General features: G+C 67.1%; 14 protein-coding genes. All 14 read right to left on the minus strand.

Annotation, left to right across the window (positions count from 1 at the left end; translation table 11 throughout):
* Nucleotides 1–66: 66 nt before the first annotated feature.
* The 14 genes from JS528_RS05610 to JS528_RS11885 all read right to left on the minus strand — a co-directional run bounded on the left by JS528_RS05610 (nucleotide 67) and on the right by JS528_RS11885 (nucleotide 19,706).
* A complete protein-coding gene (locus tag JS528_RS05610; protein ID WP_240541348.1) occupies nucleotides 67–783 on the minus strand; it encodes a hypothetical protein in 717 nt (238 codons plus the stop codon).
* A gap of 96 nt (nucleotides 784–879) precedes the next feature.
* The gene (locus tag JS528_RS05620; protein ID WP_240541349.1) at nucleotides 880–2,097 is read right to left on the minus strand and encodes an HhH-GPD family protein; all 1,218 of its coding nucleotides are present in this window, start codon (nucleotides 2,095–2,097) and stop codon (nucleotides 880–882) included.
* A 109-nt stretch (nucleotides 2,098–2,206) separates the two neighbouring features.
* On the minus strand, nucleotides 2,207–2,869 hold the full coding sequence (locus JS528_RS05625) for a tRNA (cytidine(34)-2'-O)-methyltransferase (protein WP_240541357.1): 663 nt from the start codon (nucleotides 2,867–2,869) through the stop codon (nucleotides 2,207–2,209).
* A 237-nt stretch (nucleotides 2,870–3,106) separates the two neighbouring features.
* Entirely contained in the window at nucleotides 3,107–4,471 is a 1,365-nt protein-coding gene (locus JS528_RS05630; protein WP_214358104.1) for a PFL family protein, read from the minus strand.
* 120 nt (nucleotides 4,472–4,591) lie between these two features.
* Nucleotides 4,592–4,864, minus strand: a complete 273-nt coding sequence (locus tag JS528_RS05635) for an ACT domain-containing protein (protein WP_214358105.1) — start codon at nucleotides 4,862–4,864, stop codon at nucleotides 4,592–4,594.
* A 234-nt stretch (nucleotides 4,865–5,098) separates the two neighbouring features.
* On the minus strand, nucleotides 5,099–6,685 hold the full coding sequence (locus JS528_RS05640; RefSeq protein ID WP_214358106.1) for a DHA2 family efflux MFS transporter permease subunit: 1,587 nt from the start codon (nucleotides 6,683–6,685) through the stop codon (nucleotides 5,099–5,101).
* Between the two features lie 343 nt (nucleotides 6,686–7,028).
* Nucleotides 7,029–8,279, minus strand: coding sequence for a galactokinase (gene galK, locus JS528_RS05645; protein ID WP_214358107.1), 1,251 nt, complete (start codon nucleotides 8,277–8,279; stop codon nucleotides 7,029–7,031).
* Between the two features lie 72 nt (nucleotides 8,280–8,351).
* Nucleotides 8,352–9,602: a galactose-1-phosphate uridylyltransferase gene (gene galT / locus JS528_RS05650; RefSeq protein WP_214358108.1), complete on the minus strand. Its 1,251-nt coding sequence runs from the start codon at nucleotides 9,600–9,602 to the stop codon at nucleotides 8,352–8,354.
* Nucleotides 9,603–9,604: 2 nt separating this feature from the next.
* Nucleotides 9,605–10,414, minus strand: coding sequence for a DeoR/GlpR family DNA-binding transcription regulator (locus JS528_RS05655; RefSeq protein WP_214358109.1), 810 nt, complete (start codon nucleotides 10,412–10,414; stop codon nucleotides 9,605–9,607).
* Nucleotides 10,415–11,481: 1,067 nt separating this feature from the next.
* The gene (locus tag JS528_RS05660; RefSeq protein ID WP_214358110.1) at nucleotides 11,482–12,630 is read right to left on the minus strand and encodes a quinone-dependent dihydroorotate dehydrogenase; all 1,149 of its coding nucleotides are present in this window, start codon (nucleotides 12,628–12,630) and stop codon (nucleotides 11,482–11,484) included.
* Nucleotides 12,631–12,953: 323 nt separating this feature from the next.
* Entirely contained in the window at nucleotides 12,954–14,015 is a 1,062-nt protein-coding gene (locus tag JS528_RS05665; RefSeq protein WP_240541358.1) for an NADH:flavin oxidoreductase/NADH oxidase, read from the minus strand.
* A gap of 604 nt (nucleotides 14,016–14,619) precedes the next feature.
* Nucleotides 14,620–16,962 (minus strand): transglycosylase domain-containing protein, encoded by a 2,343-nt coding sequence (locus JS528_RS05670; RefSeq protein ID WP_214358112.1) that lies wholly within the window; start codon nucleotides 16,960–16,962, stop codon nucleotides 14,620–14,622.
* Nucleotides 16,963–17,090: 128 nt separating this feature from the next.
* Nucleotides 17,091–17,810 carry a Crp/Fnr family transcriptional regulator gene (locus tag JS528_RS05675; RefSeq protein ID WP_214358113.1) on the minus strand — a complete coding sequence of 240 codons (720 nt, stop codon included), beginning with the start codon at nucleotides 17,808–17,810 and terminating at the stop codon, nucleotides 17,091–17,093.
* Between the two features lie 291 nt (nucleotides 17,811–18,101).
* Nucleotides 18,102–19,706, minus strand: coding sequence for a lipoate--protein ligase family protein (locus JS528_RS11885; RefSeq protein WP_420838190.1), 1,605 nt, complete (start codon nucleotides 19,704–19,706; stop codon nucleotides 18,102–18,104).
* Nucleotides 19,707–19,918 lie beyond the last annotated feature (212 nt).

Below are 19,918 nucleotides of genomic sequence, written 5' to 3' on the forward strand. Positions count from 1 at the left end.
CGCATACCGGGACCGACCGGACGGACGGCGACGCGCCGACTCATGGCGGAGACGCCGACCCCAGGGCTACTGCACCTCGATGGTGACCGGCTGGCTCTTGACCTTCGGCGCCTTCTTGAGGCTCAGCACGCCCACGTACGTGCCGCGGTCCACCTTGGACAGGCTGTCCTGATCCTGCACGCACTCGTCGGTCGTGCGGCTCGTGTTCCAGGTGATCGTCTTGACGTCCTTGTCGCCCTTGGCCATGAGCAGCGAGCGCGATTCGGCCGGACAGGAGTCGGAGCGCCAGACGGTCTTGCCGCCGGAGGTGATGGTGAGCACGCGGCCGGAGTCGGACGCGTCGATCAGGCAGGAGCCGGACCCCTCGTGCGTGATGGTCGCGACCCAGTCGAGCGATCCGCCGACCGATACCGTCGCGGTCTTCGCGGTCAGTTCGAGGCGGGTGTCCTTCGCCGAGCAGTTACGTACGGACGCGCTGTGGTGCGGCTCGGGCGAGGTGTCGCGCTCGAGGACGGAGTGGTCGGCGTTGCCGAGCGCCACGTTGACCACGGCTCCCGCGCCGCGGCCGAGGCTGTAGAGGGTGAATCCCAGCACGAAGAGGACGACGAGGGCGGCCGCGCCGACCACGATGCGGCGACGGCGGTAGATCGCGCGCTGGCGCTTGCTCGGCCTGCGCTTCTTCCCGCTCCCCCTGGGACGGGCGCCACCGGGCCCCGACCCGCGCGAAACCCCCGGACCGCCGACGCCACCGGCTCCGTAGGTTCCGTTCGGGTGCGTGCCCATGCTGCTCCTCCTGACTGCCGATAACGATTCCCAGTGTACGGGCGGCGGGGTTCCACGCGCCGGCGCCGCCCATGTTTCTTCACATGATGAGGCGCCTCAGCCCCGCGGCAGACGCAGCGAACCGTCGTCGAGGATCTCGATCAGACCGTCCTCGTCGAGGCCGGCGATGCAGGCATCGAGCTGCACGCGGTCCTTCCACAATTCCTCGACCCGTGCGCGCGGCAGCGAGCGCGGTGCGACCCGTTCGTCCACGCCCTTCGTCGTCATGCGCGGGACCGAGCCGCCTCCTCCCGGCGCACCGACCGAATCCGGCCCGGTCGGATCCGAGACGGGCGAAGCGACGGATGCGTCACGACCACCGACCATTCCCGCCTTCTCGAACGACAGGTCGCGCAACGCCTTGAGCACGATGCCGCGCACCTGACGGTCGGTGCCCTGGAAGCGCTGGCGCGGCCTCGTGCGCCGCTCCCCCAGCCCGGGACGGCCGGCCGCGAGGAACGCGCAGTCGCCGGACACCGGGCAGTGGTCGCACAGCGGGTTCTTCGCGGTGCACACCAGCGCGCCCAGCTCCATCACCGACTGGTTCCACACGACCGAGCGCGGCTCGCGCCGGCGGACCGGAGCAAGGCGCGGCGTATCCCGGTTAGTCAGCCCCGTCCCGCCATCGGCTTCCCCGTTTCCCTCGGAGAGTCGTGAAACATCCCGTGAAACAGGTTTGTCGCCGTGTGAAACAGGTCGTGGAACACGGCGGGCCGATTCACCGCACGCGCCGTCATCGACCGCACCGTCCTTCGGCAACACCTCGGCGGCGAGCGCGCGCTCCAACAGGCTCGCCGCTCCTCCGCGCGACTCCTCGCCGCGGAACACGCGCGCGAGGACGCGACGGATGTTCGTGTCGATCACGGCGATGCGCTCGCCGTACGCGAAGCTCATCACGGCCGACGCGGTGTAGTCGCCGACGCCGGGCAGCGCGATCAGCGCGTCATACGTGCGTGGCAGCTCGTCACCGCATTCGGTCGACACGACGCGCGCGCACTCCTGCAGTCGCAGGGCGCGGCGCGGGTAGCCGAGCCTCCCCCACGCGGTGATCACGTCGGCCTTGGGCGCGGCGGCGAGCGCGGCGGCGTCCGGCCAGCGCTCCATCCACTGGGTCCAGTACGGCACGACGCGGCTCATCTGCGTCTGCTGGCTCATCACCTCGGAGACAAGCACGCCCCACGGGGTCGCGCGTCCGAAGCGCCACGGCAGATCGCGCGCGTTCGCCTCCCACCACGCGGCGAGCCTCAGACGGACGGATTCGGCATCCGGCGTCATCACGAATCACCTCCCGTTCACGATCGCGGACCCGCCGCGCGGGGACTCTTTCCCGTCTCGTTCACAACTGCCGGCACTTCCCCGGCGCCGCCGCACGAGCGTTCCCGGCTCAGCGGCCGCCGGCGAAGCCCAGCTGGCGCCAGGCCTCGTAGATGGCGATGGACGCGCAGTTGGTGAGGTTGAGGGAGCGCAGGGACGGGCGCATCGGGAGCCTCACCTGCTCGGCCACGTGCGGGCCGGCCATGATGTCCATCGGGTCGGGGATGTTGCCCGGCTCGGGGCCGAACAGCAGGATGTCGGTCGGCTTGTACTCGATCTCGGTGTACAGCTTCGTGGCGTGCGCGGTGAACGCGATGATGCGCGAGTTCGGCATCGACTCGACGAGGTTGTCGAAGTTCGGATGCAGCACCACGTGCGCCATGTCGTGGTAGTCGAGGCCGGCGCGGCGCAGCTTCGTGTCGCGCAGGTTGAAGCCGAGCGGCTCCACCAGATGCAGGATGGTGCCGGTCACCGCGCACAGGCGGATGGCCGAGCCGGTATTGCCGGGGATACGCGGGCTGTAGTAGCACAGGTGCGGGGTGACGGTTTCGGTCTCCGCGGCCTTCTCGGCGGAGAGCATCGCGTCGACCACCGAGATCGGGTTGCCGTGCGCGTCGGTGACGAGTTCGTCCGGCCCGTAGTTCGACTTGCGGTAGCCGTATTCGAACATCTTCTCGACCTTGTCCTCCGGATTGCCGGAGGCCTCCGGGCCCATGCCCGCCGTGGGTTCCATCTCACTCATATTCTTCTCACCGTCGATTCGTCATTCGTCTCGGTTGTGGACTCGTGCGCGCCGCCCTGCGCGGGGCCGCGACCGACATTCGAGCATAGGACATCCTCTGCCCCATGCGTCGACGCCGGCGCGATGCGACGAATCGGCGTTCGCGGGAGAACATACGACGCCCTGAACGCCACGTGGACCGATCCGTCCGGCCGACGACGACCGTCGACCGGACGGATCGGGTGGAGGTCAGTTCTTGAAGGAGTGGATCGGGGCGGGGATGCGGCCGCCGCGCGTGACGAACGCCTCGCACGAGGTCTGGTTGACCGGGATGATCGGCGCGTAGCCCATGAGGCCGCCGAAGTTGGCCATCTCGCCCACGCCCTTGCCTTCGACCGGGATGACGCGCACGGCGGTGGTCTTCTGGTTGACCATGCCGATGGCCGCCTCGTCGGCGATGAGGCCGGAGATCGTCGCGGCCGTGGTGTCTCCGGGGATGGCGATCATGTCGAGGCCGACCGAGCACACGCAGGTCATCGCCTCGAGCTTCTCGATCGTCAGGCACCCGGAGGCCGCGGCGTCGATCATGTTCTTGTCCTCGGAGACCGGGATGAACGCGCCGGACAGGCCGCCGACGTACGAGGACGCCATGATGCCGCCCTTCTTGACCTGATCGTTGAGCATCGCAAGCGCGGCGGTGGTGCCGGGGGCGCCGACCTGCTCGAGGCCGATCTTCTCGAGGACCTCGCCGACCGAGTCGCCCACGGCCGGTGTCGGGGCCAAGGACAGGTCGATGATGCCGAACGGCACGCCGAGGCGGCGCGAGGCCTCCTGCGCGACGAGCTGGCCGACGCGCGTGATCTTGAACGCGGTGCGCTTGATGGTCTCGCACAGGAACTCGAAGTCCCTGCCCTTGGCGGCGTCGAGCGCGCGGGAGACCACGCCGGGGCCGGAGACGCCGACGTTGATGACCGCGTCGCCCTCGGTGACGCCGTGGAAGCCGCCGGCCATGAACGGGTTGTCGTCGGGCACGTTGCAGAACGCGACGAACTTGACGCAGCCGTAGGAGTCGTTGTCGGCGGTCGCGTGCGCGATGTCCTTGATGATGTGGCCGAGCAGCTCGACCGCGTTCATGTCGATGCCGGTCTTCGTGGAACCGACGTTGACCGACGAGCACACGACCTCGGTCTCCGACAGGGCCTGCGGCAGCGACCTGATGAGCAGCTCCTCGGCCGGGGTCATGGCCTTGGAGACGAGCGCGGAGTAGCCGCCGATGAGGTTGACGCCGACCTGCTTGGCCGCGCGGTCGAGCGCGTGGGCGATCTTGACGAAGTCCTCGGAGGTCTTGCAGCAGCTCGCGCCGACCAGCGAGATCGGGGTGACGGTGATGCGCTTGTTGACGATCGGGATGCCGTAGTCGCGTTCGATGTCCTCGCCGGTGGAGACGAGGTCCTTGGCGTACGTGGTGATCTTGCGGTAGATGTTGTCGCAGGTCTCGTCGACGTCGTCGGTGGCGCAGTCGAGCAGCGAGATGCCCATCGTGATGGTGCGCACGTCGAGCTTCTCCTGCTCGATCATCTGGTTGGTCTCGTGGACCTCCATGATATTCAGCATGGTGTTGTCTTTCTGAAAAATTCGGTGGGTGAGCCGTTGGGTTATATGGATGGCTCCGTCGGCGGAAAGCCACCGGGCTTTCCGTCTCCTCGCGTGATGCGACCTGACAAGCGGGTCGTATCAGATCCTGTGCATCTTGGTGAAGATCTCCTCGCGCTGGCAGCGGATGCGCACGCCGATGTCGTCGCCGAGATCCTCGAGGTTGCCGACCATGGCGCTGAACTCCTTGTCGGAGTTGGAGTAGTCGACGATCATCATCATGTTGAAGAATCCGTCGATGATGGTCTGGGAGATGTCAAGCACGTTGACGTTGTGGTTGGACAGATAGGTGCAGACGCGTGCGATGATGCCGACGGTGTCCTGACCGACGACGGTGATGATTGCCTTGTTCATGGAGCTCCTGAAATCGAAAGACGAAAAACGGGTGTCTTCCAGTATAGGAAGACACCCGTTTCGATGAGGTGAATCGTCCACGCGGGCCGAAGTCGGCCTCTCCCGGGAACGGAGCCGGTCCCGCGTGGAGGCGGCGACGGTCCGTCACGATGATCGGCCGGTTCCGATCACGGACCGATCCATGGCCGATCACGACCGGATCACAGCCGGATCACGACGCATGGGTCAGGAGATTCAGGCCATGAGGTCCTCGGCGGCGCGCGTCTCGACCGGCACGAGCTCCGGCTCGGAGCGGTGTTCGCGCAGCAGGAACGAGAACGCGAGCACGATGACGATCAGCGCGAGGCCGAACAGGTAGCCGTAGCGCGAGCCGTCCACGAAGCCCTGCGCCGGGTTCGATCCGCCGGCGGCCGCGTAGTTCGCCTGGCCGAGGCCCAGCAGGCAGGTCGCGACGGCGGTGGAGATCGCGCCGCACACCTGCTGCATCGTGTTGAGGATCGTGCTGCCGTCGGCGGCCATGCGTCCCGGCAGGGCCTTCAGGGCGGCCGACTGCGTGGACTGCTGGATGAACGGGATGCCGACCATCACGATGATGTGCGCGGCGAGGAACAGCGCGATCGGGGTGCCGACGCCGATCATGTAGAACAGCGCGCCGCCGATCACGGACATCACCACGCCGATCCAGACGAGACGACGGGCGCCGTGGCGGTCGAACAGACGACCTGCGACCAGCGTGCACACCGCGTTGACGATGCCGCCGGGCAGCATGAGCAGACCCGCGACGGTGGAGCTCAGGCCGAGACCGCGCTGCAGCTCCTGCGGCACGAGGTACATGAACGCGAGCGTGCAGGCGAACGAGCAGGAGACCATGATGGCCGGCGTGCGGAACGCGGCGACGCCGAGCGCGCGCAGGTCGAGCAGCGGGTCCGCGATGGTGAGCTGGCGGCGGGCGTAGAAGGCGAGCACCACGACGCCGACGACCAGCAGGCCGATGACGGCGGGCGAGAAGCCCATGTCGGCCACGAGGCTCACGCCGGCGACGAGGCAGCCGAAGCCGATCGCGGAGGCGATGATGGAGATGACGTCGACCGCCGGACGGGTGCGTTCGATCGGGGTCACGAAGAACAGCGCGGTGAGCACGAGCGCGACGGCGGCGATCAGCGCGAACAGGGCGAAGATCGCGCGCCAGGAGACGGAGCCGATGAGCGCGCCGGCGATGGTCGGGCCGACGACCGGCGCGAACATGATGACGAGGCCCGCCACGCCGTTGGCCGCGCCGATCCTGACCGGCGGGAACACGCGCATGATCGACGCGAACATGGTGGGCAGCACGATGCCGGTGCTCACGCCCTGCACGATGCGGCCGGCGAGCAGCACGGGGAACGCGGTCGCGAACGTGCACACGAGAGCGCCGACGAGGAAGCAGACAAGCGCGAAGACGACCAGGGTCTTCGCCTTGATCCACTTGAGCAGGAAGCCGACGCACGGCAGGACGACGCCGATGGCGAGCATGTAGCCGACGACCATCCACTGGGCGGTGCCGGAGGAGACGGAGAACTCGTCCATCAGGTCGGGGATGGCGATGTTCATCGACGTCTCGGAGAGCATGCCGAGGAACACGGCGAGGTACAGGCCGAGCATCACGCGGTGCGGATGCGCGAATCGGCCGGCGGGCTCGCGGCCGTCGGGGTCGGCGGTCGGGGTTGCGATCTCGTAGCTGAGATCGTCGAAGTGCGGCTTGGAATCGTTATGGGAATCGGATGCGTGGGAATGGGAATTGGAGTTGGATTGCGTTGCGGTTGCCTGCGTTTCGGACAACATGGGCCTCTCTCGATGATTCGCGTTCGTCGCCGCCGAGCGACGCTCGGCCACGGCTTCGCCCGCCACGGATCGTGCCCGGGAATCCCGGAACGGCGTGGCGGGCGGCTTCATTGGCTTCGCGTCGACAACCCCTAACGTCCGGGTCTCGACGACAACGAAAAACCGCATGCCTCTGGCGGGAAATACGCCAGAGGCATGCGGTTATCAGATCAAGGCCTCACCGTAGCGGATTTGCGGATTCTTCGTAAGTCCGCCGGGCGTGTCGCGGGGAATCGGGCCTCGCGGCTCGCGCTCGGCGCGGCGTACGCGTCCCGCGATTGCGGACGGCCTACCGGACCGTCCTTCACGCCTCGCGCGAGGCGCTCGGCGCGGCGTACGCGGCCAGCGCGCGCGGGGCGTGGAAGCCCTGCTTGGCGAACTCGTCGGCGATCTTCTGGGCGACCTCCTGGGAGCGGCCCTTGTCGACGAGCGCGATGATGGAGCCGCCGAAGCCGCCGCCGGTCATACGGGCGCCGTACGCGCCGTTCCTGCGGGCCACGTCCACGGCCACGTCGAGCTCGGGGACGGTGACCTCGTAGTCGGCGGCGAGGGAGTCGTGGGAGGCGTTGAACAGGCGGCCGGCGGCCTCGATGTCGCCCTTGGCGAAGGCGCGCACGAAGGAGCGGACGCGCTCGATCTCGGTGACGACGTGGCGCACGCGCTTCTTCATCGTCTCGTCGGGCAGGGCGTCGAGGGTCTCCTTCAAGGCCTGGAACTGGTCGTCGGCCTTGGCGATGCCGTCGGCGGCGACGCGCAGGTTGGTCACGCCGAGGACCTTGGCGGCCTCCTCGCAGGTGGCGCGGCGCTGGGCGTACTGGCCGTCATTGAGCTGGTGCGGGGCCTGGGTGTCGACGACGAGCAGTTCGAGGTTGTACTTGTCGAGGTCGAACTCCTGCTGGGAGACGTTCTCGAGCGGGGTGAGCTCCGGACGGCAGTCGAGCAGCAGCGCGTGGCCGGCGGTGCAGCGCATCGAGGCGTTCTGGTCAAGACCGCCGGTGGAGGCGCCGGCCATCTCGTTCTCGGACTTGATGGCGGCGTTGATCAGGGTCACGCGGCCGGCGTCGGAGTCGCCGTAGCCGAGGCCGTACACGTCGTCGAGGGCGAGGGCGGTGGAGCAGGTCATCGCGGCGGAGGAGCTCAGGCCCGAGCCCAGCGGCACGCAGGAGGTGAACGCGGCGTCGAAGCCCTTCACCTTGGTGAAGCCGGCCTCGCGCAGAGCCCAGGCGACGCCCACCGGGTAGGCGGCCCAGCCGTCCACGCCGCGGGCCTTGAGGCCGTCGAGATCGGCCTCGGCGACCTTGTCCGGGGCGACGTCGGAGACGACGCGCACCTTGGTGTCCTCGCGAGGCTTCAAGGCGATGAACGTGCGGTGCGGCAGCGCGATCGGCAGGCACAGGCCGGCGTTGTAGTCGGTGTGCTCGCCGATCAGGTTGACGCGGCCCGGGGCGCCCCACACGCCCTCGGGCGCGGTGCCGAAGGTGTCGACGAAGAGCTTGGTGGCCTTCGAGACGCCCTCCTCGTGGGACAGCGGTTCAATGAACTCGACATCAGTCATTGGTGTGTTCCTTTGTATTTTCTGTCTGTGTTTGGTTTCTTCGTTGAAGTGTTCGGTGCCCGATGGTTTCGCTCAGTCGGCGATGTCGATGTCGCCCAGCTCGTGGAAGCGCTTGGCGATGAGCTCCGGGGTGGTGTCGGAGATCCAGGCGGCCATGCCGGACTCGGAGCCGGCGAGGTACTTGATCTTGTTGGCGGCGCGGCGGAAGCTGAAGAACTGCAGGTTCAGGCGGTAGTTCTCGCGGCGCGGATCGTGGATCGGGGCCTGGTGCCAGGCGGCGATGTACGGCAGGTCCATGCCCTTGCCGTCGCCCTTGTCGAAGAACGCGTTGCCGCGCTTGAGCAGCGTGGAGTACATCTGGGCGAGGTCCCAGCGCTCCTGATCGTTGAGCTGGTCGATCGTCAGGACGTCGCGCACCGGGGCCACGTGGACCTCGAGGGGCCAGCGGGCGGCGGCCGGCACGTAGGCGACCCAGCTGTGGTTGCGCAGGACGATGCGCTCCTTGGCCTCGAGCTCGGCGTTCATCAGGTCCTTGAGCAGGTTGCCGCCGGTCTTCTCATGGTAGGCCTCGGTGTGCTGGAGCTCCTTCTCCATCTTCGGGGCGATGAACGGGTAGCAGTAGACCTGGCCGTGCGGGTGGGCGAGGGAGACGCCGATCTCCTGGCCGTGGTTCTCGAACGGGAAGATCTGTTCGATGCCCTCCATCTTGGAGATCTCGGCGGTGCGGAACGCCCAGGCCTCGACGACGGTGCGCAGACGGGACACCGGCAGGTCGGCCGGCAGACCGTGCTCGTCGGGGTCGAAGCAGATGACCTCGCAGCGGCCGGCGGCCATCTTCTTCTCCCACAGCGGGTTGCCGTCGACGTAGGTGACGTCCTCGGAGCGGCCGGGCACGCGCACCATCGACGGGAAGCGGTTCTCGAAGACGACGACGTTGTAGTCGGTGTCCGGGACCTCGCCGTCCTGGTACGGGTCGCCGGGCTTGCGGGCGGCCAGCGGGTTGCCCTTGGCGGTGGCGCCGGGGCCGGCGGTGATCGGGCGGTTCATGCGGGCGGTCGCCATCGGGATCCAGTCGCCGGTCAGCGGGTCGCGGCGCATCTCGGGGGCCGCGTACGGCACCTCCTCGCCGGCGGCGTTCAGCTGGTTGCTGAAGCGGTACGGCAGGTCGCGCGGGTCCTTGAGCTCGCGGGTCTTCTTGCCGGAGACGTACTCCGGGTCGTCGTCGAGGTAGAAGAAGTCGCGTCCGTCGGCGAGCTTCGTCGGCGTGATGCGGATGTGTTCCTTCGCGTATTCACCGGGTTCGTAGGCTGCGAAATCGGTCATGGTTACTTCTGCTCACTTTCCTGTGCGGGCTCGACCTGTTCGGCCAGGACGAGCTCATTGACCAGTTCCTTCGTTTTGGCGGCGGTATCAGGATCGAGGCCGTCGTCGGTGATGACCGTCTCCACCTGGTCGAACCGCGCGAACAACGACAGCGATGTGCAGCTCCACTTGGTGTGGTCGGTCAAAATGATGGTGCGATCGGCGATGCTCATCATCGCCATATCGGTTGCGGCCTCGAGCGAGTTAGGCATGAGGAAGCCGCGGGGAATCGACACGGAGTGCGTGCCGAGGAAGACGGTGTTGACGCGCAGCGAGGCGATGACCTTGTCGGCGATCGGCCCGACGAGCGAGTTGGAGCGGGTCGTGACTCCGCCGGTGACGATGACCTCGACGTCCTTCGATTCGAGCGCCTGGACGAGCTCGGCGACGGGGATCGAGTTGGTGAGGATGGTGATGCCGCTGGCCTGCTGGCTCTCCAGCAGATGCTGCGCGAAGACGTAGGCGGTGGTGCCGCCGCCGATGGCGATCACGTCGCCGGGGGCGACGTACTTGACGGCCTCCTGCGCGATGGCGTCCTTGAGTCCGATGTCCATCTGCGACTTTACAGAGAACAGCGGTTCGCTCAGCAGCGTGCTGGTGGTGACGGCGCCGCCGTGGACCCGCTTGAGGAGCCCCTTGTCGGCGAGTTCGGCGATATCGCGGCGGATGGTCATCGCGGAGACGCCGAGTTCCTTGCTCAGGGCCGTGATGCGCACGGCACCTCTGGTGCGCAGCCTGCTCAGTATCAGGTGTTGACGTTGTGACGATATCATACGAACATTATCGCACACAATCACCCATTTACCAAACCGACTTGTGCGTTTCGCGTCGCGTATTTTCGTTTTTGCAAACGTTAGCGAACAAAAAAGCACATCGCCCGCCAACGCCCGACCCTATAGGAACGGACGCGACACACCTCTCTGGGAGAGCCCCAACGTCCGATCCGTAAGTATCGGACGCAACGCGCACTCCAACCACACCGCAAACGTCCGATCCTTCAGTATCAGACGAAATGTCCATCAAGAACAAGCTCCAAACGTCCGAATCTATAGGAACGGACGCAACATCCTCGTCAGCGCCCCCGCAAACGTCCAATACCGCAGAATCCGTCGCGAAACGCCCCTCAGTCCACCCGACAAACGTCCGATCCGTCAGTATCGGACGCGACACACCTTCCAGCAGCCCCGCAAACGTCCGATACTGCAGAATCGGGCGCAACACGCCCCTTCGATCAATCTCAAGCGCCCGATCCTATAGGAACGGACGCAACACACCTCTCTGGGAGAGACCCACACGTCCGATCCGTAAGTATCGGACGCAACGCACCCTCCAGGGGGCCAGAAACGTCCGATCCGTAAGTATCGGACGCAACGCACCCTCCAACCACACCATGAACGTCCGTTCCTATAGGAACGGACGTAATACGTTCTCCGCACGACCTCAAAACATCCATTCCTATAGGATCGGACATTCTTGCGGGCATGAGAACGGAGAGGATGAGACGGGACAGACAGGGGATCCCCGAAACGGAAGGTTCTCCGAAACGGGAGATCCCCGGGAACAGGAAATCCCCAGGGACGAACTCCTAGGACGCACCTTAGACCGGAAGACCCTAAGACGAGAGAGCCCGAGACGGGAGAGAAACCCCCTAGAACGGGAGATCCCAGAGGACAGAAGAACCCAGAGGACAGAAGAACCCCGGGGACAGAAGAACCCCGGGGACAGGAAATCCCCGGGGAACAGGAAATCCCCCAGAGACGGAACTCTGGGAACGCCCCCCTAGGACGGGAGATCCTGAGACGGGGAGAGACTGAGACGGAAGACCGGCCGGGACCGGGCGTCAGGCGTCGACGCCGACGGCCTGGGAGACGGAGTCGAAGCCGTCGCGGCGCAGCAGCTCGGCCAGACCGCGCTTCAGCACGGTGATCTGCTGGGGGCCGCGGTACATGAGCGACGAGATGAACATCACGAGGCTTGCGCCGGCGCGAATCTTCGCGTACGCCTGCTCGGGGGTGAACACGCCGCCGATGCCGGCGATCGCGAACCGGTCGCCGAACTCGCGGTAGACGCGGGCCACCAGCTGCTCGCTCGCGAGCGTGCACGGGCCGCCGGACAGGCCGCCCTCCCAGTCGCGTGGAATCTCGAGGCCGGTGCGGTCCTTGTTGAGGTTGGCCAGGGACACGCCCTGCACGTTGTGCTCGGCGAGCACCTCGAGCAGCTCGCGGAACTCGCCCCACGGCTTGTTGAGCGGCATCTTGACGAGCGTCGGCTGCGGGCGGTCGATCCTGTCGAGCGCGGTGAACAGGCGGTCGAGCGCCTCGGGCGAGGCGGTGAACGGCTCGCCGGCGTGCGTGTTCGGGCAGGAGACGTTCACCTCGACCATCGCGGTGCGTCCGGCGGCGCGGCGCATCGAGGTGCAGTAATCCTCGATGCCCTCGTCAAGGTCGCCGCACAGTCCGTCGTTGGTGCGGGCGATCGAGACGGACACCTGCATGTCGTGCGCGTGCGTCCACGCCTGCTCGGCGCGGGCGATGACCTTGTCGGAACCGATGTTGGCCAGGCCCACGTGGACCATCATCGAATCGTATTCGGGCAGACGGTGGAACCACGGCTTGGGGTTGCCCGCGCACGGACGCGACGTGGTCGAACCAACGGTCTCGAAGCCGAAGCCGGCGTTGTCAAGCAGGACCGGCATGTCGCAGTTCTTGTCGAGACCGGCGGACAGGCCGAACGGATTGGCGAAGTCGACGCCCATCACGGTCGTCTCGAGGATCGGATCGGTGTAGTTGAGCATCTCGCGGCACGCCCACATCAGCGGCGGGACGTGCTTGGTGACGCGGCAGAACGCGATCATGCGGTCGTGCGCCTCGTCCGGCGGCACGTTGAAGACGAAGTTGGGCTTGATGACGTGCTTGTAGCCGAAGGTGAACAGGTCGGTCGTCGCCTTGTTGACCGCGTCGTGCCAGAAGTTTTCCGAAACGTAACTCATGACGCCCATTGTCTCACCATTCGCGGGGCTTGTCACCATCGCCCCGTCTCTCCCGCCGCCGGACGGAACGCCGTGCCGCTCCCCACGGTCCCTTTTCGCGAGATCACCCCATTGCCCGAAAATATGTACCTCCTGGCTCAGCCCAGCGGTCCCTTTTCGCGGGGATGGGGACGATCTCGAGAAAAGGGACCGCTTAGTCGGTTGGGTGACCAACTCGGTCAGTTGGACGGCCAACTCAGTCGGTTGGACGGCCGATCAGAGGAGGACCGGTACGCGCCACTGCACGCACCGGATGTCAGTACGCCGCAGCACGCGGCCGGGCGTCAGTACGCGCCGCGCACGTACTGGGGCGCGTACGGGACGCGGTCGGACGGCACGCCGAGCTTGTCGGCGGCGCGCAGCGGCCAGTACGGGTCGCGCAGCGCGGCGCGGCCGATCTCGACGGCGTCGGCCTTGCCCTTGAGCAGCACGCGCTCGGCCTGCTTCGGCTTGGTGATGAGCCCCACGGCCGTGACCGGCACCTCGGCGCGGCGACGCACCTGCGCGGAGAACGGCACCTGGTAGTCGGGCTTGACCGGGACCGTCACACCGGAGACGATGCCGCCGGTGGACACGTCCACCAGATCGACGCCGTGCTCCCTGAGGATGCGGGCGAGCGCGACCGTCTGGTCGAGATCCCAGCCGCCGGCCGCCCAGTCGGTGGCGGAGACGCGCACGAGCAACGGCATGTCGCCCGGGATCTCGCCGCGGATCGCGTCGACGACCTCGAGCAGGAAACGGATGCGTCCCTCGAAGCCGTTGCCGTATTCGTCGGCGCGCTCGTTGCTCAGCGGGTCGAGGAACTGGGAGATCAGGTAGCCGTGGGCGGCGTGGATCTCGATCGCTTGGAATCCGGCGGCGACGGCGCGACGGGCGGCCGCGGCGAACGCGCCGACCAGTCCGTGGATCTCGTCGACGCCCAGCTCGCGCGGCGTCGCGTAGTCGCCGAACGGGATCGCGCTGGGGGCGACGGTGGGCCAGCCGCCGGCCTCTGGCGGCACGGTCCGACCCTCGTATCCGGTCGTGAAGCAGCCGGTCGAGCCCTTGCGGCCGGCGTGGTTGAGCTGAATCGCGGCGACGGCGCCGGCGGCCTTGATATCCTCGACGATCCACCGCCACGCGTCGATCTGCCAGTCGTCCCACAGGCCGACGTCGCACGGGGAGATGCGGCCCTCGGGCGCGACGGCGGTGGCCTCGGCGATGATCATGCCGAAGCCGCCGAGTGCACGGGAGACGTAGTGCTGGTAGTGGAACGGGGTGGGTCGGCCGTCGCGCCCGAACGCGGAGTAGGTGTCCATCGGGGGCAGCCAGATGCGGTTGCGGATGGTCAGCCCGCGCAGGGTCATCGGCTCGAACAGCGCCGGACCGTCGGCGCCGGGCTTGTCGGGGAAGGTGCCGAGGAACGCGGGCGCGGGCGTTGCGGCGGAACGACCGGCCTTCGCCTTGCCATCCTTGCCCGTCTTGTCCGCCTTGCCGCCGGACTTCGCGCCCTTGCCGGACGACTTCGCGGACTTCCGTCCGCCCTTCCTGCCGCCCTTGACTCCCCCGCCGTCCGTCGGGACGGGTGCCGCGGCGGGCGCGACGCCGGAGATCGTCAGCCCGCGGAAGTCGAATCCGCTCGGGCTTTCGATGCCCTCGTCGCCCGTGTTGGCCGTGTCGTTCGTGTTGCTGGTCTCGGTCTGGTCCGCCATGTGTGATGCCCCTTCTCGCCGTCGGCGCGGTACCGCTGTGAACGCTCTCCATTGTAGTCGGACGCGCCCTCGGCCGGGGGCATCGGGGAATCGGACGGGCCGGCGGGTCCTTCACCGGAACGCCTTCCCGCGCGAGGCCCGCATACGCGAGGAGGACGCCCACCGATCTGGTGGAGCGTCCTCCTCATATGCCGGCCCTCACCTGCCGCGCGACACCGTCGGGCGTCGCACCGCGGACATGCGGACCGCGGCGCGGGCGTCACTGCTGGGTGGTGCCCTCCTGGCCGGTGCCGTTCTGGGTGGTGCCGCCGGTGGACTCGCCGCCGGTCGTGGTGCCGCCCGTGGTGCCGCCGCCCGTGGCCGTGCCGCCACCGGTGGTGCCGCCGGTCGTGCCGGACGTGGTGCCGGACGACGTGCTGCCGGACGACGACGAGCTGCGCTTCTTGGTGGTCGTCGACGAGGCGCCGTACGTGTACTTCGCGCTCGGGTTGCCGTAGTCGTTGTCGATCGGGATGTTCGCCGCGTTGACGTAGTTCTGCATGAACTCGCGCCACGCCGGCTCGGCGATGTACATGCCGTACCACGTGCCGTGGTACTTGCCGTTGATCGTCTTGTAGTTGAACGACTGCGGGGTCTCGGCGTTGCCGACGGCCACGTAGGTGGCCACCTGCGGGATGAATCCGCCGGTGAGCATGTACGTGTCCTCGTTGGTGCCGGTCTTGGCGAACGTCTTGCGGTTGTCGTCGAGCTGGGCGAGGACCGCGTTGCCGCCGGAGCGCACGACACCCTGGTTGAGCGCGTACGCGGCGGTCTCGGCGACCTCGGGGTCGATCGCCTGATGGCAGTTGGCGGACGGCACCTTGTAGTTCTTGCCGGAGCTGTCGGTCATCTTGGTGATGGCGATCGGGGTGCACTCGACGCCCTTGGCGGCGATGGTCGCGTACACGTTGGCCATGGTCAGCGGGGACGCCTGGACGGTGCCGATGACCATCGGGGGCTGGAAGGAGTTGGAGTCGTAGATGTCTTCCTTGCCCTGGATGGAGTTGTGGTAGCCCATCGACTTGGCGGCGTCGGCGATCGCGCACAGGCCGATCTGCGAGGCCATGGCGGCCTGCGTCGTGTTGTGCGACAGGACCAGCGCCTGCAGCGGGGTCTCGGTGGCGACGGTGCCGCCGCCGGAGTTCTGCACCTTCCACGGGATCGCGCCGAAGCTGTGGCCGTTGCAGCTGAAGCCCCTGGTGTTGACCACGGTGGACGTGGACAGCGCCTGGTTGATGGACTTGCCCGCCTGCATCCAGGCGACCAGGTTGATCGGCTTCCACGTGGAGCCCACGTTGAAGCCCCAGCCGCCGCCGTCGACCTGATCGACGGCGTAGTTGACGGCCGTTCGGGTCGAATCGGTCTTCGCACGGTCGGTCGCGTCGAACGTGCGGTTCAGACCGAAGCCGAGCACCTCGCCGGTGCCGGGTCTGATGACGGCCATCGACACCTCGAAGCCGGTGGCGTCGTCGGGCGGGATGGTGTTGCGCGCCGTCTGCATCGCGATGGTGTTCGCGTTGACGTCCATCGTGGTGACGATCTTGAGGCCGCCCTCCTTGAGGAGCTTGCTGCGCTCCTCCTCGGTGTCGCCGAACTCCTTGCTCTTGAGGATCTGGCGGGTCACGTACTCGCAGAAGAACGCGGCGTCGCCGGCGACCTGGCAGCCGGACTCGATGGTCTGCACGTCGAGCGTGTCCTTGAGCGGGGTGGCGACGGCCTTCTTGTACTCGCTCTCGGAGGTGATGAAGCCCTGGTCGTACATGAGCTTGAGCACGATGTTGCGCTGCTCCTCGGACCTCTTGAGGTTCGCGTCGGAGGTCGGGTCGTACATGGCCGGGTTCTTCGTGATGGCGGCGATCGTGGCGGCCTGCACGTAGGTGAGCTTGTCGGCGCTGGTGTTGAAGTAGCGCTTCGCGGCGCTCTCGACGCCGTAGAGGTTGTGGTTGCCGAACTGCGCGATGTTGAGGTAGCCCTGCAGGATCTCGAGCTTGGTGTACTCCTTCTCCATCTGCACGGCGATGAGCATCTCGCGCAGCTTACGCGCGATGGTCTGCTCGGAGGCGTGGTATTCGGCGATCGGGTCGTTGTCCTCGCGGGCCTGCATGGCGAGCACGTTCTTGACGTACTGCTGGGTCAGCGTGGAGCCGCCCTGGGTGTCGCCCTTGTGGATGAAGGTCTGGAAGAAGGCGCGCATCGTACCCTGGATGTCGACGCCGTGGTGCTGGAAGAACCGTCGGTCCTCACGCGCGACGACCGCCTGCTGCATGGCCTTGGAGATCTTCTTCAGGGGGACGACGGTACGGTTGTCGGCGTAGAAATCGGTGATCTCGGTCTTGCCGTCGGCCGCGTACATCACGGACTTCTGCGGCAGGGAGGTCACGTCGAAATCGACGCCTTCCACCTTGAGCGACGAGACCACGCTCTTGGAGACCGTATTCGCGGCGAACACGGCGGGCGAGAACATCGTGGCGACCACGATGCCGCCGCCGACGCACAGCATGACATAGGTCAACAGCAGAGTGAACACACGTCGGACGGTGAGGGAGGACTTCTTTTTGGGCATGCGGCCCATTCTAAGTGGGCGGGTGGTCCGTGGACGTCATCGTCCCGCGGCCGTAGTCAATCGTTCACAGTAACCGCACTCTCTGAAAGACACCTTAATACTGCCTTGACGACGGTTTTTCGATGGGCCTACCTGCGCGAACGACGGATGAGCATGCCCGGCTGGTAGATGATGATCGAGCGCCCCTCGCGCGCGATCCAACCGCGGTTGGCGAAGTCCATCAGCGCCTTGTTCACGGTCTCGCGGCTGGAGCCGACCAGCTGCGCCATCTCCTCCTGCGTGAGGTCGTGCGGGACCTTGAGCCCCTCCTCGACCGGCTCGCCGAAGCGCGCGCCCAGATTGATCAGGGTCTTCGCGAGGCGCGCGGGCACGTCCATGAACACCAGATCGGAGATGTGCTCGTTGTTCGTGCGCATGCGGCTGGCCATCACCTGCAGCATGTCGATGGCGACGCGCGGATGCTGGTCGAGCCAGTGGAACAGCGCGTCGTGCTCGAGCCACACCACGCGCGTGCCGTGGCGCATCGCCAGCGCCGACGCCGTGCGCGGGCCGCCGGTCGGGTCGAACACCGGGATCTCGCCCAGCACCTCGCCGGGCGCGTGGATGGACAGCAGCTGGATGCGGTGGTCGCTCGACTCGCGGATGAGCTTGACCCGCCCGCTCTCGAGCAGGTACATGCGGTGGTCGGTGCCGCCCTGCTCGAAGATGGCGTCGCCCTTGGCGTAGACCGCCTGATTGAGGTGCGGGATCAGCTCCTCGGCCTCCTGCGGCGAAACCTGCTTGAACAATGCCGTGTGCAGCAGGACGTTCTCCTGATCGGGCATCGCATTCGGTTTCTCCGCCACCACGCATCACTCCTTTGTCGGACGATATCGGTCGGACGACTTCGATCCATCTCCCGCCGGCCGTTGACGTTTCCGCATCATTGTACCGCACCGCGACGGGACCGGCGAGACGTTCCGTGACCGGTCACGGAGCGAACGGCGGACATGTCGGACGGAGCGAACGGCGGACATGTCGGACGGACCGGACGGCGTACGGCCGGGCTCCCGTTCACGTGGGCCATCCGGGCCATCCGATTCGTCTGGCCGTCCGATCATCCTGCCATCCAGCCATCGGGCCATCGGGCGCGCATCCGTTCAGCGGACATGGTCGTGCAGGTACGCGAGCAGCCGGGCGACGACCTCGCCGCGGGTCAGCCCGGTCTGGCTTTTGAGCGGGTCGACTCGTTTGACGGCCGATCTGACCGCCTTGTCGCTCATCTTCTCCCGGCTCGTGTTGAGCACGCGCCCCATCTTCGCCGCGTCGATGTCGTACGCCATCGTCACGTGGTGCAGCACCGCGCCGGGGCCATGCCCGGTCGCCTGCGGCGGCACGCATCGCCCCGCGACCGCCCCGCCGAATGCGGACGATGCCGCGTCGTCCGACCGTCCGCCGGCGGCCCGGGATGAGGCCGGGAACCGGCGCTGCGCGGCGCCGCCGATCTTGCCGCGCGCGGAGGCGATGTCGTTGAGCCCCGAGAACCGCACATCGAGCCCCATCTCCCCCAGCGCCCCGACGAGCCACCGGTCGCACAGGCGGTACGACGCCGCCACGTCGATTCCGTCGACGAACCACAGCGGTGCGTACAGTGAGTAGGTGATCGTGTTGCCCGGTTCGATGAACATCGCACCGCCCCCGGTGCACCGGCGCACCACCTCGATGCCCTCGGCGCGCGCCACGTCCTCATGGACCTCGTCGGGGATCGACTGGAACCGTCCGACGACCACGCACGACCCGCTCCACTCCCAGATGCGCAGGGTCGGCCGCCGATCCCCCGACGCGACCTCGCGCGCCCACCGCTCGTCGAGAGCCATCTGCTCGGCCGGCGAGCGCGGCACATCGTGCACGATCTCCAGTAGCGGCCGGAGCTTCGCCCATCTCGCCGAGAAATCGGCGTCCTCGGCCGGCACCCGGATTCCCCGTCCGCCGGCCGGGATTCCGCCGTTTTCCCCGGCGATCGAGACTCCACCACATTCCCCACCGGCCGGGGCTCCGCCGACTTCCTCACCGGCCGAGACTTCTCTGTTTCCCTCATCGGCCAGTACTCCTCCGTTTTCCCCATCGGCCGACACCCAATTCCCTTTCCCGAGGCGAGTCTGCCGCGGCACACGGACCGAAGTGCCACGCTCATCGGCATGGCACTCATCGACCGGAGCCTGCCGCGGCACACGGACCGGGGGGAGCGCCCCCGCATCGTTCCCGCTCCCCGGGCGATCATCACCGTCATGACCATTGCCATGACCCCCGCATGTCGCCATCACCGCCCGATGGAACGCCGTCCCGATCGCCGCCGCATCGCAACCGATGAGCCGCACGCCCGGATGTCGCGCGACCACCGCCTCAACGAGTCTCGCCGCTCCGACCGCATCACCCGCCCTGGCCGCCCTAGCCGTATCATCCGCCCCAGCCACTCCGGCCGCATCACCCGACCCAGCCACTCCGGCCGCATCACCCGGTGCGGCCATGCCGTCCGCCCTGGCCGCACCAGTCGATTCGTCTGCCCCGGCCGCACCGACCGACCCCGAGACCAGCGACCGCTCCACATCGCCGATCAGCGCGTCGGCCTGCCCGTCCGATTCCGCTTCGACGAAGAAATCACCGTCGATCCGGCATCCGACGGGCCGCCCGGACTCGTCGACCTTCACGTTGACGGCGACCAGCTTGCCGCCCGGCACCTTATATTCCCCACGCACGGTCCTCATACCCTCACGCTACCAGTCCGACGGTCGGCAATCGCTTCGATGGGTCCGATACAGAACTCCTCGTGGGCACGGACCGCGTCATCACATCCATCATGCCCCGGTAAGCGGTACTTATTTTCGAGATCATCCCAATGCGCGAGAATACGTACCGCTTATTCGCGCCCAGCGTCACATATTCTCGAAAACCAGGGAAACCTCGAGAATATGTACCG

It is taken from the genome of Bifidobacterium santillanense (assembly GCF_018555385.1).
Lineage (GTDB): Bacteria > Actinomycetota > Actinomycetes > Actinomycetales > Bifidobacteriaceae > Bifidobacterium > Bifidobacterium santillanense.

Excerpts from the sequence above, each read along its gene's own strand:
- galT (WP_214358108.1), bottom strand. The coding sequence starts at position 9,602 with ATGACCGATTTCGCAGCCTACGAACCCGGTGAATACGCGAAGGAACAC.
- JS528_RS05610 (WP_240541348.1), bottom strand. The coding sequence starts at position 783 with ATGGGCACGCACCCGAACGGAACCTACGGAGCCGGTGGCGTCGGCGGT.
- JS528_RS05655 (WP_214358109.1), bottom strand. The coding sequence starts at position 10,414 with ATGATATCGTCACAACGTCAACACCTGATACTGAGCAGGCTGCGCACC.
- JS528_RS05670 (WP_214358112.1), bottom strand. The coding sequence starts at position 16,962 with ATGCCCAAAAAGAAGTCCTCCCTCACCGTCCGACGTGTGTTCACTCTG.
- JS528_RS05630 (WP_214358104.1), bottom strand. The coding sequence starts at position 4,471 with ATGCTGAATATCATGGAGGTCCACGAGACCAACCAGATGATCGAGCAG.
- JS528_RS05660 (WP_214358110.1), bottom strand. The coding sequence starts at position 12,630 with ATGAGTTACGTTTCGGAAAACTTCTGGCACGACGCGGTCAACAAGGCG.
- JS528_RS05640 (WP_214358106.1), bottom strand. The coding sequence starts at position 6,685 with ATGTTGTCCGAAACGCAGGCAACCGCAACGCAATCCAACTCCAATTCC.
- JS528_RS05635 (WP_214358105.1), bottom strand. The coding sequence starts at position 4,864 with ATGAACAAGGCAATCATCACCGTCGTCGGTCAGGACACCGTCGGCATC.
- JS528_RS05665 (WP_240541358.1), bottom strand. The coding sequence starts at position 14,015 with ATGACCCTGCGCGGGCTGACCATCCGCAACCGCATCTGGCTGCCCCCG.
- JS528_RS11885 (WP_420838190.1), bottom strand. The coding sequence starts at position 19,706 with ATGAGGACCGTGCGTGGGGAATATAAGGTGCCGGGCGGCAAGCTGGTC.
- galK (WP_214358107.1), bottom strand. The coding sequence starts at position 8,279 with ATGACTGATGTCGAGTTCATTGAACCGCTGTCCCACGAGGAGGGCGTC.
- JS528_RS05625 (WP_240541357.1), bottom strand. The coding sequence starts at position 2,869 with ATGGAACCCACGGCGGGCATGGGCCCGGAGGCCTCCGGCAATCCGGAG.
- JS528_RS05620 (WP_240541349.1), bottom strand. The coding sequence starts at position 2,097 with ATGACGCCGGATGCCGAATCCGTCCGTCTGAGGCTCGCCGCGTGGTGG.